Genomic DNA, 15,509 nt, shown 5'->3' with positions numbered 1-15,509 from the left:
TGAGACGAGAGACCTTTAATAAGTCTCTCGTCTTTTTTATGGGCGGCGACACGCTTTATCACTCGCCACCCTCCCGAACCGAGTCCCAGAACTCGGCGGGCCCGAAGCGCTGCTGCAGTTGACCATGGAGTGTCCTATGCGCGTGTTGACGCCGTTGTTATTGCTCACCCTCAGTGCCTACGCCCAGGCCGAGACCCTTCCCAGCTTTCTTAACAGCAACGACACTGTCCGCACCCTGCCGGTGCCCAACCTGCCCGCCGACGCCTATCGACCGCCCACGTCGAAAACCCAGGTACCCGAGGCGCCGCCGACTGCCGGCCAACCCCTGTTGATGGACACCAAGGTCACTATTCGAAAATTGCAGATCGAAGGCGGAACGGTCTACCCGCTCGCCGAGACGGCACAGGTGTATGCGCCGTTGATTGGACGGGAAACCAACCTTGCGCAACTGATCGAAGCGACCCGTGGCGTCACCCGCCGTTATCAGGAGGATGGCTACCTGCTGTCCTACGCGTTCCTGCCGCAACAGAACTTCGAAAACGGCCTGGTCCGCGTGGTACTGGTGGAGGGCTACATCAAGGACTATCAACAAACCGGCGACATCGGTTCGGTGTCGGCCTATGTCGATAAGCTCGCGCAAAAGCTCCTGGCTGAGCGCCCGCTGACCCGCAAGACGTTCGAGCGCTACACCACGCTGATGAGCCGCATCCCCGGCCTCAGCGTACAGGCGCAAGTACCACCACCGGGCACCACCGATGGCGCCACGCATATGCAGATCCAGGCCAGCCGCAAACCTTTCACCACCAGCATGAGCCTGGTGCAGAAAAGCCGTGGCGGCACGCAAGCGCTGCTGAGCGCCACCAGCAATTCCCAGACGGCCATGGGCGAGCAGCTCAGCGTGAGCGGCCTGTTCCCACCCGGCGAGGACAAAGAGCATTACTACCGCGTGGACTACAACCAGTTCATCAACGCCGAGGGCACCCAACTGGCGCTCGCCGCCGAACGCTATCGCGCCGACCCCAACAGCAGCGTGCAACTGGACGGCGGCTTTGAACTCAAGCCGCACCAGTCCATCGACCGCTACTCCATTGGCCTGAGCCATCCGTTCATTGCCTCCCCTACCGAGTCACTTACCCTGGGCACGCGCCTGTACGCGGTCGACCAGACCACGCGCTACAAACTGGTGGGTTTCCCGCTGAGTTTCGACATCGAATCCAACCTGCGTGCCCTGGCCTTCGAAGGCGATTGGCGCAAGGCCGACGCGCAACGCCTGCGCATCATCAGTGCTGGCCTGTACCAGGGCATTGACGGTCTGGGCGCCAAGGCTCGCAGTGACCTGGGCGTGGCCAAGCCCGACCTCGACTTCTTCCGCCTGCGCCTCTCCGGCGTGCAAAGCGACAAGTTCTTCGACAACTGGCAAGGGGTGCTGTCCGGTGCGCTGTACTGGAGCGACAACACCCTGCCCGACAGCGAACGCGTGACCTTCGGCGGGCAGAATTTCGGCCGTGGCTACCCGGACGACCAAGGCTCGGGCGACAAGGGCTGGGGGGTGGCGTACGAGGTCAACTACAGCTTCAACCGCACCGGCAACTGGGTGAAGATCCTGCAACCCTATGTGGTGGTCGACCGCGCCAAATCCTGGTTCAACGACCTGCCGGTCAAGGCCAACGACATGTCCTCGGCGGCGGTGGGTTTACGCTTTGGCGACAAGAAGTACTACAACATCGCACTGGAGGCGGCCAAGCCCATGTCGGATATCGCCCTGGACAGCTTTAACCGCAGGCCGCGGTATACGCTGAGCTTCAGTTATCAGCTGTGAAGCTATGGCGAGGAGCTTATGTGGGAGCGGGCTTGCTCGCGAAGGCGGTGTATCAGTCAATGAGTCTTTAACTGAACCACCGCTATCGCAGGCAAGCCAGCTCCCACACGGGTCTGTGTTGCTCACAGAATGAGTGCCTGGCATTAGATCCCGGCGGCCTGACAGCCGAACCCCCTCTACCTGAGCCCACGCAATCAAACTGTGGGAGCTGGCTTGCCTGCGATGAGGGCCGGACAGTCGACGACTAAGTGCCTGGCACCCCACGAGCCAAATGTGGGAGCGGGCTTGCTCGCGAAGGCGGTGTGTCAGTCAATGAATCTTTAACTGAACCACCGCTATCGCAGGCAAGCCAGCTCCCACATTTAATAAGCGGTGCCGGTCCGTTACCGACCAGGTGTAGAGAGGGGAAACAGGTTGTTGAGGGTATCGAGCAAGCGCACCAGGTAGATAGGCTTGCGAAACAGATCCAGCACCTGCAAGCGCAGCATATCGCTGACATCATCCATTTCTGCATGACCCGACATCACGATCACAGGCAACTGCGAACGTGAGGTGTGTTCGCGCAGGCGCTTGATCAAGGAGATACCGCTTTCCTCGGGCATGCGCAGATCGGTGATGACCAGGGCGATATCAGGGTGAAGTGTCAATTCTTGCAAGGCAAAGGTGACGGAGTTCGCGGTGAAACAGACGAATCCCTCGTTTTCGAGGGATTCGGCCAACTCGACCAGCGCATCCTCCTCGTCATCCACCAATAGGATTTTTTGGCGGGATGACGAAGGGTGAGTCATGGGCGGTACCTGATAAAAAGAATCACCGGGACAAATACGTACAGCAATTACGGTTAAGCCGCATCCGGCAGCTCATCAGAAATTTTTTGAAAGATACCCTTTATCTTGTCTCCAATCTCTGAACCGAAACCAACGATGACCAACGCAACTATCGCCACAATAATCACATATTCAATGGCTGACGCCCCGTCTCTACGGCGCAGGAATAACTGAGCGTGAATGTAAAATTTCAAGAACAGGTCAAGGATCATATTGAGGTCTCCTTCATGCGCCACAAAGCGCCGATACAGCTGGCCCGCACAATGATTGCCGTGTGCCACTAGAGCATTGTCAACAAATTTAACACTCACAACTGTAAGAACGAATTAATCACAAAGTATTAGTCACCCCGCCAGCCCCACAAATCCGTTATTTACAGGCCCCGCTTTAACCGCGCAGATAAATTTTTCATTCAGTAATGGCAATTTGTCCTAGCTGGGCTACCTTCAAATAGCCAAATCGTTAGTTGTTCATCACAGCCCAGTTGCGAATTTAACTCGTTTGGATTAACGGGAATAAAAGCAGTGCAACAGGATAGGGAGCGCCGTCATGAACAGTCGTATCAGCATGGTCCTGGCTGGCTTGCTGCTTATCGGAGCCCTGGTTGCAGGGTATTGGGGCCTGGTGCTGAGTCGTCCACCGGCACCCTCCGTAGCGCCCTCGCCAGCACCTGTCATTTCCGTTGAAAAAACCGTTGCCGTCGTGGAAGACCAGACCCGCCAGCCGGTCGTGGTGCTGGTGCATGCGGTTGCGCCTTTTGTGCCCCTCACGGCTGCCGATGTCGCCGTGGAAAAACTGCGCACCGTGCCGGCTGGCAGTCTGACCAGCGTTGACCAGGCCATCGGCCGCACGCCCTTGCGGGCCCTGGGTGCCGGCACCTGGCTCAATGATGAGAGCTTCACCGCCGGCGGCCCCCTGGCCCGCATGATTCGTACAAACGAACGAGCGCTGGCCGTCGCCGTCGATGAGGTCATCGGAGCCGGTGGCCAGTTGAGCCCCGGCGATTACGTGGATGTCTTGCTGTTCTTGCGCCAGGACAATGCCAATGCCGAGCAGTCGGCGCAGGTGGTCATCCCGGCAATTCGCCTGCTCAGCGTCGGTGATCAGTTGGGCTTGGCCAACGACGGCACCCCGGCGGTACCGCCACCCGCCACCGCCGAAGAACGTGCCCAGGCGGCCCAACGTCGCACCGCCGCGCGCAGTGTGGTGCTGGCGGTGCCCGAACCCTTGCTGAGCCGGCTGATGCTCGCCTCCCAAGCCGGCACGCTGCGCCTGGCCGTGCGCAGTGCCGACGAACAACTGCTAAGCCGCTACTGGGCCGGCGAAAGCGACACGCCAGACAAGGTGCAAAGCGCCAACCGCGATCTCTACCAATTCACCCAATTGGCCCTCAGCGGCCCGCCGAAAAAAATCACCCCCGCGGTGGCCGACACCGGCCAACGTCGGGGCGTCGAAGTGATTCGCGGCGCAGCGGCAGCACAACCTACCCCCTGATTGAACAAGGATGCCTTGAATGAGCCAACGCTACGCTCAATTGGCCTTGGCCTTGATGCTGCCGTGCCTGCCCCTGGGCATGGCGATGGGCGCATCGGGCAGCTGCAACGCCCTGGGCCAGTTGCCCGCCGTGATCGAGGTGGGCGAAGGCTTGCAAACCGAGCTGCAATCGCCGGTAGCGATTACGCGCCTGGCCATCGGCGACCCGAAAATCGCCGACGTGCGGGTCAACGGCGACCGCCACTTCCTGCTCACCGGTGTCGGCAGCGGGGCCACCAGCCTGATGGTGTGGACCGGCTGCTCGACCACGCCGCGCCAGAGCATGGTGTTCGTCAAGGGCAAGGCCACCTCGGCGCTGACCAGCCAATCGCTGTCGCCCTCCGAAGACCCGACGCTGCCCAGCCAGGTGCAGACCGATATCCGCTTCGTCGAAGTCAGCCGCACCAAGCTCAAGGAGGCCAGCACCAAGATCCTCGGCATGGGCAACAACTTTTTCCTCGGCAGCCCGAGCTTGCTGTCCCCTTCAGAGGGCATCTTCAAATTGCCGGTGAGCGCCGAAAACTTCAACATCGGGTTTGGCGGTGGCCGAGTCAAGGCACTGATCAACGCCCTGGAAAGCAGCGGCTTTGCCTACACCCTGGCACGCCCGAGCCTGGTGGCCATGAGCGGCCAGAGCGCGACCTTCCTGGCCGGCGGCGAAGTGCCGATTCCGGTGCCCAGTGCCGGCAGCGATACCATCACCATCGAGTACAAGGAATTCGGCATTCGCCTGACCCTCACGCCCACCGTCATCGACCACAACCGCATCGCCTTGAAAGTCGCCCCGGAAGTCAGCGAGCTCGATTACAACAACGCGATCCGGATCCAGGGCATCCAGGTACCCGCCCTCACCGTCCGGCGCACCGACACCAGCGTGTCGTTAGCCGACGGCGAAAGCTTCGTGATCAGCGGCCTGATCAGCAGCACCAACCGCTCCACCATCGCCAAGCTGCCGGGCCTGGGCGACATCCCGATCATTGGTGCTTTCTTCCGCGACTCCAATATCAACAGTGAGGAAAAAGAACTGCTGATGATTGTCACGCCGCATCTGGTGCAGCCACTGGCCGCCAATGCGCAGTTGCCGTCGCTGCCCGGCGAAAAACTGCGCACCTACGACCCGAATTGGTTCCGCCTGTTCTTCCTGGAAAACGGCAACTTCGACCGTCGCAGTGGACTTTCCCAATGAGCGATAGCCTGAGCCAGACCTTCCTGGCAATCACCCGCAACAGCACCGACCTGGAATGGCTCCAGGGCGCGCTGGCGCCCCTTGGCCAAGTGATCAGCGTGGGCGGCGGCAGCCTGGATGAATTGCTGGCACTGGTGGACGTGACCTTCGCCAACTTGGTGTTCGTGGGTCTGGACCGTGAACACCTGGTGGCCCAGAGCGCCTTGATCGAAGGCGCCCTGGAAGCCAAGCCGATGTTGGCGGTGGTGGCCTTGGGCGACGGCATGGATAACCAGTTGGTACTCAACGCCATGCGTGCCGGCGCCCGGGATTTTGTCGCCTATGGCTCGCGCTCCAGCGAAGTGGCCGGGCTGGTGCGACGCCTGAGCAAGCGCTTGCCGCCCACGGCGCCGAACGCCCATCTCGGCGGCCTCACCGTGCTCTACGGCGCCCAGGGCAATACCGATGGCGCCCTGCTGGCGAGCCACCTGGCAATGGTGGTGCAAAAGAGTGGCCAGCAGACGCTGATGCTCGACCTCGGCCTGCCCAAGGGTGACAGCCTGGCGCTGCTGGGCCTGGACAGCACCTTCAATTTCGGCGACGCCTTGCGCCACCTGCGCCGCCTGGACGCCACCCTGATCAACAGCGCGTTCACCAGCACCGACGATGGCCTGCGCATCCTCGCCTACGCCGCCAGCGATGAGCCCCTGGAAATGACCAGCGCCGCCGAGCTGTACATGTTGCTCAGCGCCTTGCGCCAGCACTTCCAGCACATCGTGGTCAACCTCACCGGGCAAGCCGACAGCGAAGCCCTGCGCACCTTTGTCAGCCACTGCGACAAGTTGCTGTGGTGCACCGACCAGGGCGTGCTCGACTGTCGGCGTAACCTGGCGGTGCTGAACCTGTGGCGCGAAAAAGGCATGAAGCTCGACCATGCCAAGCTGCTCGTCGATCGCTACATCAAAGGCTGTGCCCCCGACACCGAAGCCCTGGAAAAAAGCTTCGGCCTGGAGTGCATCGCCGTGCTGCCCCTGAGCCCAGAAGTGCGCCTGAACGCCAAGAACCAGGGGCAAAGCCTGTTCACCCTGGCCCCACGTGAAGCCTTGACCCAAGCCCTGCGCCACCTGGGCGAGCGCCTGGCCAAACGCACCGAAGGCTTGGATAAACCTTCGACACGCTGGTTCGAACGCTTGCTGGGGACGAGTCGATGAACAGCGAAAAACTCTTCGGCGCCCCGGCCCGTGGGGCAGCCGCGCACAACGACCACGACGGCCTGAAACTGGTGCTGCATCGCTACATCATCGATGCCATCGAAGAGTCGGGCCAGAACCTGCTGGAAGGCTCGCGCCAATCCCTGGCGCAATTTGTCATCGACAAAGTGGCCGAGTACATCACGCGCATGCACCTGGCGATCTCGCGTTATGAGATGGAGCGCCTGGCTGAGGAAATCGTCGATGAGCTGACCGGCTTCGGCCCGCTGGAAGTGCTGCTGCGCGATGTGTCGATCACCGAGATTCTGGTCAACGGCCCGCACCGGGTGTTTATCGAGCGTGACGGGGTGCTCCACCAGAGCGACCTGCGTTTTATCGATGCGCACCATGTAGAACGCGTGATGCAGCGCATTCTCGCGCCCCTCGGAAGGCGCCTGGATGAGTCGTCGCCGATGGTCGATGCGCGCTTGCCCGATGGCAGCCGGGTCAATGCGATCATCCCGCCGATTGCCCTGGACGGCCCGTGCCTGTCGATCCGTAAGTTTCGCAAGGACATGCTCAAGAGCAGCGACCTGGTGGCGATGCAAACCATCGACCACAACATCTTCGAGTTCTTCCAGGAGGCGGTGGGCAAGCGCTGCAATATCCTCATCAGTGGCGGCACCGGCACCGGCAAGACCACGTTGCTCAATATCCTCAGCCAATTGATCAACCCCCACGAACGCCTGGTCACCATCGAAGACGTGGCCGAGCTGCAACTGGGCCACCCCCATGTGGTGCGCCTGGAAACCCGCCCGCCCAATGCCGAAGGGCATGGCGAGGTCAAGGCCAGCGACCTGATCCGCAACGCCCTGCGGATGCGCCCGGACCGCATCATCCTTGGCGAGATCCGTGGCGTCGAAGTGCTCGACGTGATGACGGCCATGAACACCGGGCATGACGGATCCATGAGCACCGTGCACGCCAACAATGCCCAGGACGCGCTGTTGCGCCTGGAAACCCTGGTAGGCCTGACCGGCCGTGTGGTGGCGGAGAAAACCCTGCGGCAGATGATCTGCGCCGCACTGGATGTGGTGGTGCAACTGACGCGCCTGCCCGATGGGCGCCGTTGCGTCAGCGAGGTGGTGGAAGTGGTGGGCGTGCGCGACGACGTGTATGTCACCAACACCCTGTTCCGCCTCGACCGCCGTACCGGTTTCGGCTTCCTGCGCGAAGCGCTCAACCCGGCCGGCGACAAGCTGCGGCGCGAATCGGCATTGCCGTTGTAGAGAGGCCTCATGACCGGACTTGTCTTGCTGCTCATTTGCGTCCTGCTGATCAGCCTGTCCGTCTGGCTGTTCCAGCGCGGGCTGCGCCAGGCCGGCACCGACCGGGTGCTGGAGCGGCTCTCCGATGGTCAGCCGGTGCCCCAGGAGCCGAACGGCAGCTGGGTCGCGCTGGAGCGCATGTTCCAGCGCGCCGGCCTGGGCAAGCCCACCGACCGCCTGGGGTTGTGGTTGAGTGGCTGGGCGGTGGGCATGTTGCTGGGTTACCTGCTGGCCGGCGGGCTGGGCCTGCTGGTGATGCTGACCATGCCGCCGTTGCTGCTGCGAGTGTATATCGCCTGGCGCTACCAACGGCGGGTGCAGCGCATGATCGAACAATTACCGCAACTGCTGGACCACAGCGTGCGCAGCCTCAAGTCCGGGCGCACCCTGGCGGACGCCGTGCTGGGCGCGATCGACAGCACCGAAGCGCCGCTCAAACAGGCCATGAGCCGCATCCAGCGCAACGTGCAAATGGGCGTGAGCCTGCCGGAGTCGGTCAGCGACTTTGCCGAGTTTTACGAGCGCGATGAGTTCCGCCTGTTTGCCCTGGGCCTGAAGGTCAACCACCGCTACGGCGGCAACGCCAGCGAGCTGCTGGAAAACCTGATCAAGATGATCCGCGAGCGCGAACAGGGTGCGCGCCAACTCAAGGCCATGACCGGCGAAACGCGCATGACCGCCTATGTGTTGGCGGGCTTGCCCATCGCCATGGTCGGCTACTTTTTGATGGTCAACCCGGGCTACCTGATGAGCATGTGGAACGACGGTACCGGGCGCTACCTGCTGCTGGCCGCGGCGGCGCTCGACATCACGGGCACCTTCGTCATGTGGCGCATGCTGCGGAGTATCTGAGATGGCCATCCTGATCTGCATCCTGTTGTCGCTCGCCGCCGTCGCCCTGATCGTCGGCAACCTGCTGGAGCAACGGCGCCGTCAACGCCTGGTCAGCCAACGCCTGCAAGGCCAACTGGCCCGCGAGGACAAGCTCGGCAGCCTGATGCGCCAATTGGGCGCCCGCGCCGTGGCCCAGCGCTCGGTCAGCCTGGACAACGAAACCCAGACCCTGCTCAACCGCGTCGGCTGGCGCAAAGCCAACCAGCGCTCCATGTTTGCCGCTTTCCAGATCGGCGTGCCCGTCGTGCTGCTGGGCTCGACCCTGCTCGGCCAGCAACTGCTGTTTCCCCATGCTGGCTCGCCCTGGATTGCCCCGGCGATTGCCCTGGGCATCGGTTACCTGCTGCCCAAGCGCATCCTGGCCCTCAGCGCGAAATACCGCCAGGAGCGCATCGCGCGGGAAATTTCCACCTTCATTCCGTTGCTGCGCATCCTGTTCGAGTCCGGTATGGCGGTTGAGCAATCGCTGCGGGTGTTGAGCACCGAAGCCCAGCGCTTGCTGCCGGACCTGACCCATGAACTGCGCCTGATCCTGGTAAGGGTCGACTCTGGCCTGGAGCTGTCCGAAGAGTTGGGCAAGACCGCACGCCTGCTGGCCGTGGATGAGTTCACCGACACCTGCATCATTCTTCAGCAGTTGATCCACCAGGGCGGCGGCGCGATGAAATCCTTGCTGGCCCTCAAGCAGTTGCTCGACGACCGCCGCCTGACCCGTCTGCAGGAATACATCTCGAAGATGTCCGCGAAGATGTCCGTGGTGATGATGGTATTCCTGTTTCCCGCCTTGCTGATCGTGCTTGGGGGGCCGGCGATGATCGCCATTTCCCGAGCCTTGAATAACTTTTGAGGAGCCTGCCATGAAACCACTGATCGTCGCCTTGAGCCTGCTGATGCTGGGCGGCTGTGCCAGCAATGGCCAGGTTCCGTGGGCCGGGTTGCTGGCACCGGGCAGTTGCCCCAAGCCCAGCTCCGACCAGGAGCTGTCGCTGAACCTGGCCGATGACATGGCCAACGAAGGCAAGCTGCACGCCAGCCTCGCCAACCTGCAAAACCTACCCAGCACCCTGCCCCAGGTTCGTCAACGCCAGGCCCGTGCCTATCGCTTGCTGGGCCGCCCTGACGCCGAGCCGTTGTACCGCAGCCTGCTGGGCACTTGCCTGGCCGCCGACGGTGAGCACGGCCTGGGGCAACTGGCATCGGCCAAGGGCGACAACGGCCAGGCCATGGCCCACCTGCAACGCGCGGCACGGCTGGCGCCCACCGACGAAAAAATCCGCAATGACCTGGGCGTGGTCTACCTCGACCAACGGCGCCTGGAAGACGCACGCTTTGAATTCATGACCGCCATCGAGCTCAAGCAGAGCGATCAACTGGCGGCGGTCAACCTGGTGACGTTACTGATCTACCAAGACAACTGGGAGCAAGCCGCGAAAGTGGTCGGCCAACTCGGCTTGAGCCCCGAGCAGGTGACCCGGGCCCAGGCGCGGGCGCAACACCTCAAGGAGGCTGGCACGGCACCGCAGCGTCCAGTCAAAGATCAGGTAGCGGTGGTCAGCGACACGCTGCCGGCCTCTGTGAAATAAGGAGTCGATGATGAAATTCCATTACCTCGCCGGCCTTGCCTGCCTGGCCCTGCCCCTTCTCGCTTCGGCCATCGAAGCGGGGCCGTCTTCACCCCGGCAGGCAGAAACGGAAAACTGGATGGCGCTGCAACTGAGCGGTCGAGCAGCCTCGGCCAACCCGCAAAAAACCACGCCGGCAGAACGCGAGCAGGCGCTCAAGCGTTGGCTGGACAGCAACAAGCACCCGATCCCGGAGTTCTTTGATCAGAAAGTCGGCGGCACTGCGCAGGGCAGCAAATGACCACTGTAGGAGCGAGCTTGCTCGCGAAAAACGTCAACGATAACGCGTGCATCCTGGGTAACCGCGTTGTCTAGGTGTTTTTCGCGAGCAAGCTCGCTCCTACAGTAGGGCGGTTCTAGTGCGCCGTGACCCGCTGGCGCATCGCCGAGTTGTTCGGTGACAACGCCAGCGCCAACTGCGTGCGGTTATGCATATGGGTCAGGCGCAATACCTGGGACACATACAGCTTGACCGTGTTCTCGGTAATCCCCAGCTCACAGGCAATCTGGTAGTTGGTCTGGCCCTTGCCCACCAGGCGGGCCACGTCCAACTGGCGCGGTGACAGTTGATTGAAGATCGCCGGGATCTCCACCGGCCCGGCGTCATCGGCCGAAGGGTCCCCGTCATGGTCCTGGGGCGTCGGGTTGCGGCGCACCTTGTCCAAGTCCATATACAAGTCGTTGATGGATTCGGACAGGTACTGCAACTTCTGGTTGAGCGTGCCCAGTTGCAGGTCTTTTTGCCGTTCCTCCAAGGCCGCTTCCTGGCGCTTGAGGCCTTCGAGCAATTCATCGAGGTTGATCGGCTTCTGGTAGTAATCGGCGATACCTGCACGCAGGGCCTTGATCACATCCTGCTTGTCGGCGCGCCCGGTGAGCATGATCGCTTCGAACGCACGATGTTTACCGGCGATCCGTTGCAGCGCCTGCACCAGCTCGATGCCGTCCATGTCCGGCATATGCAGGTCACACAGCACTAAACCAATCTGAAGGTCTTCCTTGAAACGCTGGACAGCTTGCTCACTGGACTCGCACGGGACACAACGGTACCCGCTGCTTTCAAGAAATTCACAGAGCTCCTCTACGATTAAAGGTTGATCGTCGACTACGAGCACTTTTACTGCAGACGTAAGCTTGTTCACGCGCTACTCCATGCCTGGCAAGCCAAATGATGACCTATCCTTTCTGACGAAAATTCCTACACAACTACTCATTAAACGTAGACGTACTTTCCGACTATGTACATAGCATTAATCAACTCGTGCGACTGATGGATCCAAAACCAGCTGCCAGCAAAACCTGTCAAAACGAAGGGCGCAAAGGGCTGTTTTGTTGACGCTGGCCCTGCCCGTTCAACGCGGTTTGAGCTAAGCCCTTGATGCATAAGTGTCCAGGCCACCATGGCGATGCCCGCACCGATCAGCGCCCCGAGCAGGTACTCGATATTGGAGGCCAGCGCCAGGGCGGCGAGCAACTTCACATCCCCTGCGCCAAAGCGGCCCAACGCATAGCCCGGGAAGGTCAGCACCAGCGCCAAAGCCAGGGCCAGGCCGCCCTCGCTGCGGGGCGCGCCCAGCCACGTCGACCCCGCCCACAGCAGGTAAATCAACGCCAGCATCCCGACGCCCAGGGTCAACGTATTGGCAATCTGGCGCTGGCGAATATCCTGCACGGCACATACGCCCAACCACAGCACAATCACTAGCGTCTGGATCACGTAAAAAACATCCCTTTTGGCTGAATGATTCTATGCTGATATCAAGTACTCGCCTCAGGGTAGACGCAGTCATGAAATCGAGCCTCCCGAGAAAGCAAAAAGGTGCTGCGGCGATCGAGTTTGCCTTGGTCTTCGTGATTTTCTTTGCGGTGTTCTACGGCATGCTCAGCTACAGCTTGCCGCTGCTGTTGATGCAGTCATTTCACCAAGCGGCCGCCGAAGGGGTACGCCGCAGTGTGTCCCTGGACCCCAGCACCGCCGGCTATTCGGCCCTGGTTGTGCAACGCGCCAAGGATGCAGCCCAGGCCCAGTTGAACTGGATCCCCGGCTCATTGAAGTTCTTGCCCGGCTATATCACCGCCACCTACACCAATAATTTGCTGACGGTGAAGATCACCTACCCCTCGGCCAATATCAAAGCGGTCTTGCCGGCCCTGGTGTTGCCTGGGGTGGGTACCGTACCCAACCTGCCCACCAACCTCACCGCCACCTCGAGCCTTCAGTTTTGACGACAGGGGATAAATTGTTCGCACGCCTGCGCGGGCTTACCAGCGCCCTGGCTCTGGACGCGCCAACGACGCCCGCGCCGGGCCTGCAAGTGCAACTGGACAACCTGGGCCGGGTGCTGAGCATCACGGGCGCCTTGAGGCCTTTGCTTGCCCAGCATCTTGCCAATGCGCCCAACCCACCCTTGCAGACCTTGCTGTGTGCCGACAGCGCGCTGAGTGTCGAGGGCACGCCGCAGGAGTGGCAACGACACGGCCTGGATCTGGACTTCCAGGGCGCCGCCGGCCAGGTCCTGCATACCCGCGGCTGGCTCGAGCCGGAGGGCGACGCCTGGGCCCTGCACCTGCTGGACATCACTGACCTGCTTGCCGACCGGGCACGGGTGCAGCAACGCGAACAAAACCACCAACTCGCCGCCCTGATGAGCGAACAGCTGCGCGTTTGCAGTTTCAGCCGCCTGCATCACGTGTTCAGCGAACACCTGCGCAGCGTGGCCCAGCGCTGGAGCATCCCCTGCGTCGCCATGGCACTGCTCGATGAGGATGACCAGGGCTGGCGCATCTACAGCCAATACGCTGCCCACGACGCCCCAGCCTTGTGGCAAACCGGGCAGCATCTGGGCACCAGCCTGGACAGCATCAACGGCAACACGCCACTGAGCCTGGACATTGCCCAGGGCCGCAGCGACAACCCGCGCCTGCGCAGTGTGTTTGGCAATGCCGACGGTTTCCTGGTGCCGTACCGCGACAGCCATGGCGCCGCCGCGTGGCTGCTGTGTGGTTTCTATAACGGCCAGGCACACCACACCGGCGAGCGTGACTGGCTGAACCTGTGCGCAGCACTCGCCGCGCCGCTGCTGGGCCGCCTGCGCGAACAGCGTCACCACCAGCAACTGGAACGCGTGGAAGCCCTGCAAGGCCTGCTCGGCACTGGCTGGTGGGAACTGTTGCCCGTCACCCAGGAAATCCAACTGGCGCCACAATTGCTGCGCAACCTGAGCCTGGACGACGGCCCCACCCGCCAACCCCTCGGCACCTGGCTCGAACTCATCCACCCCGCCGACCGCCAGGCCCTCAACAGCCGCCTGCAAGACCTGCAAGCCCTGGGCAAGCCGTTGCTGACCAGCGTGCGCCTGCAACGCACCGAGTCCGAGCAGTCGCCCCTGTGGTACCGCATACAAGGCCAAGTACTGGGCGCCGGCAATGAACGACGCTGGATCGGCTTCATGCTCGACATCAGCGACATCCAGAACCAACAACTGCAAGCCGCCGCCGCCCATGCGCGCCTGGACAACCTGATCGCCAGCTCACCGGCCGTTATTTACGTGCAGCGCTACGTCAACGGCGCGCTGCACCCGGCGTTCTTCAGCGCCAGCCTGTTGCCGTTGCTGGGCTGGACCTTGGCCGATTGCAACCACGACACCCTGGCAGCGCTGATCCACCCCGACGACCGTGAACACTACTTCGAACGCACCCGCCAACTGCTGCGCGAAGGCAACGTGCGCAGCCGCTACCGCCTGCGCGACAAACAAGGCAACTACCATTGGCTGCTCGACGAAGCCAAGCTGTTGCGCGACGACCTCGGCCTGCCGGTGGAAGCCGTAGGCCTGTGGCTGGACGTCACCGAGGCGACCCTGGCCGCCGAGCAGGTGCGCCAGAGCGAGGAGCGCTACCGCATCCTGGTGGAAGACTCGCCCGCGATGATCTGCCGCTACCGCCCCGACCTGATCCTCACCTTCGGCAACACGCCGCTGGCCAATTACCTGGAATGCCGGCCCGAGCAATTGCCAGGCATCAACCTGGGCCAGTGGCTGTCGGATGAACAACGCGCCGCCTTTGTGCAGCGCATCCAGCAACTGACCCCGGAATTCCCGGTGAGCACCGCGGAAATCAGCCTGCAACTGCCGGGGCGCGAACATGCCTGGTGGGTGTGGTCGGACCGCGGCGTCTTCGATGAACAAGGCGCCCTGATCGAAGTGCAAGCCGTGGGCCGCGACAACACCGAAGTGCGTCGCTCCCAGCAACAACTGACCCAAAGCGCAAAAATGGCCACCCTCGGCGAAATGGCCACCGGCCTGGCCCATGAAATCAACCAGCCGCTGAACGTGATGCGCATGGCCATCGCCAATGTGCTCAAACGCCTGGGCAATGGCGACGCGCAAATCGACTACCTCACGGAAAAACTGCAACGCATCGACGCCCAGGTACAACGCGCCGCACGAGTGGTCGACCACATGCGCGTCTTCGGCCGCCGCCCGGAAATCGAGCAGCAACCCTTCGACCCGGCGCAGGCACTGGAGGGCACCCTCTCCCTGCTCAGCGAAGGCCTGCGCGGCAAAGGTGTAGACGTGCGCATCAGCCCTACCGACTTCTCGGTACAGGTCAAAGGCTATGTCGACCAACTGGAACAAGTACTGATCAACCTGATGGTCAACGCCCGCGACGCCCTGCTCAGCCAGCGAGAAAAAGACCCTGCCCTGCGCCCCTGGATTGCCCTGCACAGCGAGCACGACAGCCGCCATGTACGCATCTGGGTCGAAGACAACGCCGGCGGGATAGACCCGCGCCTGCTGGAGCGGATTTTCGAGCCGTTCTTTACCACCAAACCGATAGGCGTGGGGACCGGGCTGGGCCTCTCGGTGAGCTATGGGATTGTGGAAAACATGGGCGGACGCCTGAGCGTTACCAACGGCGAGGCCGGCGCGAGATTCTGCATCGAACTCCCCGTCGCGCAGAACTAATTCAACGCTAACCACGATGCCAAGCGAGCCGCTCTTGATCTTGATCTGCTTGTGATCTTGATCTCAGGCGCCCCGTTAAACCACGCTGGCCGGAATTCGCCAGGGATTTGGGGGGTAAACCGGCAGGGATGCCGGTTTAGCCGCCCCGCGCCATGGATGGCGCGTGG

Annotated in this window: 15 protein-coding genes; 11 read left to right on the top strand and 4 right to left on the bottom strand. The window is 62.0% G+C overall.

Annotation, left to right across the window (positions count from 1 at the left end; translation table 11 throughout):
* Nucleotides 1-136: 136 nt before the first annotated feature.
* A complete protein-coding gene (locus MF6394_RS25615; protein WP_044271155.1) occupies nucleotides 137-1,819 on the top strand; it encodes a ShlB/FhaC/HecB family hemolysin secretion/activation protein in 1,683 nt (560 codons plus the stop codon).
* A 383-nt stretch (nucleotides 1,820-2,202) separates the two neighbouring features.
* Here the strand turns inward: MF6394_RS25615 and MF6394_RS25610 are convergent, their stop codons facing one another.
* The gene (locus tag MF6394_RS25610; protein WP_078467825.1) at nucleotides 2,203-2,607 is read right to left on the bottom strand and encodes a response regulator; all 405 of its coding nucleotides are present in this window, start codon (nucleotides 2,605-2,607) and stop codon (nucleotides 2,203-2,205) included.
* Between the two features lie 53 nt (nucleotides 2,608-2,660).
* Entirely contained in the window at nucleotides 2,661-2,858 is a 198-nt protein-coding gene (locus MF6394_RS25605) for a Flp family type IVb pilin (protein WP_078467824.1), read from the bottom strand.
* A gap of 337 nt (nucleotides 2,859-3,195) precedes the next feature.
* Between MF6394_RS25605 and cpaB the strand changes: the two genes are divergently transcribed.
* The 8 genes from cpaB to MF6394_RS25565 are packed head-to-tail and all read left to right on the top strand — an operon-like array spanning nucleotide 3,196 to nucleotide 10,619.
* Nucleotides 3,196-4,140, top strand: coding sequence for a Flp pilus assembly protein CpaB (gene cpaB, locus MF6394_RS25600; protein ID WP_044271150.1), 945 nt, complete (start codon nucleotides 3,196-3,198; stop codon nucleotides 4,138-4,140).
* 19 nt (nucleotides 4,141-4,159) lie between these two features.
* On the top strand, nucleotides 4,160-5,365 hold the full coding sequence (locus MF6394_RS25595; protein WP_044271148.1) for a type II and III secretion system protein family protein: 1,206 nt from the start codon (nucleotides 4,160-4,162) through the stop codon (nucleotides 5,363-5,365).
* On the top strand, nucleotides 5,362-6,555 hold the full coding sequence (locus MF6394_RS25590; protein ID WP_003188228.1) for an AAA family ATPase: 1,194 nt from the start codon (nucleotides 5,362-5,364) through the stop codon (nucleotides 6,553-6,555). Before MF6394_RS25595 ends, MF6394_RS25590 begins: the two co-directional genes overlap by 4 nt.
* Nucleotides 6,552-7,823 (top strand): CpaF family protein, encoded by a 1,272-nt coding sequence (locus MF6394_RS25585; protein WP_044271145.1) that lies wholly within the window; start codon nucleotides 6,552-6,554, stop codon nucleotides 7,821-7,823. The genes MF6394_RS25590 and MF6394_RS25585 overlap by 4 nt, the downstream gene beginning before the upstream one ends.
* 9 nt (nucleotides 7,824-7,832) lie before the next feature.
* A complete protein-coding gene (locus MF6394_RS25580; RefSeq protein WP_044271143.1) occupies nucleotides 7,833-8,714 on the top strand; it encodes a type II secretion system F family protein in 882 nt (293 codons plus the stop codon).
* Nucleotide 8,715: 1 nt separating this feature from the next.
* Nucleotides 8,716-9,603, top strand: a complete 888-nt coding sequence (locus MF6394_RS25575) for a type II secretion system F family protein (protein ID WP_078467823.1) — start codon at nucleotides 8,716-8,718, stop codon at nucleotides 9,601-9,603.
* Between the two features lie 10 nt (nucleotides 9,604-9,613).
* Nucleotides 9,614-10,339 (top strand): tetratricopeptide repeat protein, encoded by a 726-nt coding sequence (locus tag MF6394_RS25570; RefSeq protein WP_044271138.1) that lies wholly within the window; start codon nucleotides 9,614-9,616, stop codon nucleotides 10,337-10,339.
* Between the two features lie 10 nt (nucleotides 10,340-10,349).
* Complete coding sequence (locus MF6394_RS25565) at nucleotides 10,350-10,619, top strand: DUF3613 domain-containing protein (protein ID WP_047712481.1); 270 nt, start codon at nucleotides 10,350-10,352, stop codon at nucleotides 10,617-10,619.
* Between the two features lie 115 nt (nucleotides 10,620-10,734).
* Here MF6394_RS25565 and MF6394_RS25560 read toward each other — a convergent pair whose 3' ends face one another.
* Both MF6394_RS25560 and MF6394_RS25555 read right to left on the bottom strand, forming a co-directional pair.
* Nucleotides 10,735-11,520 carry a response regulator transcription factor gene (locus tag MF6394_RS25560; RefSeq protein WP_078467822.1) on the bottom strand — a complete coding sequence of 262 codons (786 nt, stop codon included), beginning with the start codon at nucleotides 11,518-11,520 and terminating at the stop codon, nucleotides 10,735-10,737.
* A gap of 71 nt (nucleotides 11,521-11,591) precedes the next feature.
* Complete coding sequence (locus tag MF6394_RS25555) at nucleotides 11,592-12,095, bottom strand: prepilin peptidase (protein WP_078467821.1); 504 nt, start codon at nucleotides 12,093-12,095, stop codon at nucleotides 11,592-11,594.
* Between the two features lie 71 nt (nucleotides 12,096-12,166).
* Here MF6394_RS25555 and MF6394_RS25550 point away from each other — a divergent pair, with 71 nt between their 5' ends.
* Nucleotides 12,167-12,604 (top strand): TadE/TadG family type IV pilus assembly protein, encoded by a 438-nt coding sequence (locus MF6394_RS25550; RefSeq protein WP_003188217.1) that lies wholly within the window; start codon nucleotides 12,167-12,169, stop codon nucleotides 12,602-12,604.
* A complete protein-coding gene (locus MF6394_RS25545; RefSeq protein ID WP_078467820.1) occupies nucleotides 12,601-15,342 on the top strand; it encodes a PAS domain-containing sensor histidine kinase in 2,742 nt (913 codons plus the stop codon). Before MF6394_RS25550 ends, MF6394_RS25545 begins: the two co-directional genes overlap by 4 nt.
* The last annotated feature ends 167 nt before the right edge of the window (nucleotides 15,343-15,509 follow it).

Origin of the sequence: Pseudomonas sp. MF6394 (genome assembly GCF_002018845.1) — a bacterium.
In the GTDB taxonomy this organism is placed as follows: Bacteria; Pseudomonadota; Gammaproteobacteria; order Pseudomonadales; family Pseudomonadaceae; genus Aquipseudomonas; species Aquipseudomonas lactis.
This window is presented reverse-complemented; position numbering and strand designations above follow the sequence as displayed.

Excerpts from the sequence above, each read along its gene's own strand:
- MF6394_RS25595 (WP_044271148.1), top strand. The coding sequence starts at position 4,160 with ATGAGCCAACGCTACGCTCAATTGGCCTTGGCCTTGATGCTGCCGTGC.
- MF6394_RS25585 (WP_044271145.1), top strand. The coding sequence starts at position 6,552 with ATGAACAGCGAAAAACTCTTCGGCGCCCCGGCCCGTGGGGCAGCCGCG.
- MF6394_RS25575 (WP_078467823.1), top strand. The coding sequence starts at position 8,716 with ATGGCCATCCTGATCTGCATCCTGTTGTCGCTCGCCGCCGTCGCCCTG.
- MF6394_RS25570 (WP_044271138.1), top strand. The coding sequence starts at position 9,614 with ATGAAACCACTGATCGTCGCCTTGAGCCTGCTGATGCTGGGCGGCTGT.
- MF6394_RS25580 (WP_044271143.1), top strand. The coding sequence starts at position 7,833 with ATGACCGGACTTGTCTTGCTGCTCATTTGCGTCCTGCTGATCAGCCTG.
- MF6394_RS25610 (WP_078467825.1), bottom strand. The coding sequence starts at position 2,607 with ATGACTCACCCTTCGTCATCCCGCCAAAAAATCCTATTGGTGGATGAC.
- cpaB (WP_044271150.1), top strand. The coding sequence starts at position 3,196 with ATGAACAGTCGTATCAGCATGGTCCTGGCTGGCTTGCTGCTTATCGGA.
- MF6394_RS25605 (WP_078467824.1), bottom strand. The coding sequence starts at position 2,858 with ATGATCCTTGACCTGTTCTTGAAATTTTACATTCACGCTCAGTTATTC.
- MF6394_RS25615 (WP_044271155.1), top strand. The coding sequence starts at position 137 with ATGCGCGTGTTGACGCCGTTGTTATTGCTCACCCTCAGTGCCTACGCC.
- MF6394_RS25550 (WP_003188217.1), top strand. The coding sequence starts at position 12,167 with ATGAAATCGAGCCTCCCGAGAAAGCAAAAAGGTGCTGCGGCGATCGAG.
- MF6394_RS25590 (WP_003188228.1), top strand. The coding sequence starts at position 5,362 with ATGAGCGATAGCCTGAGCCAGACCTTCCTGGCAATCACCCGCAACAGC.
- MF6394_RS25565 (WP_047712481.1), top strand. The coding sequence starts at position 10,350 with ATGAAATTCCATTACCTCGCCGGCCTTGCCTGCCTGGCCCTGCCCCTT.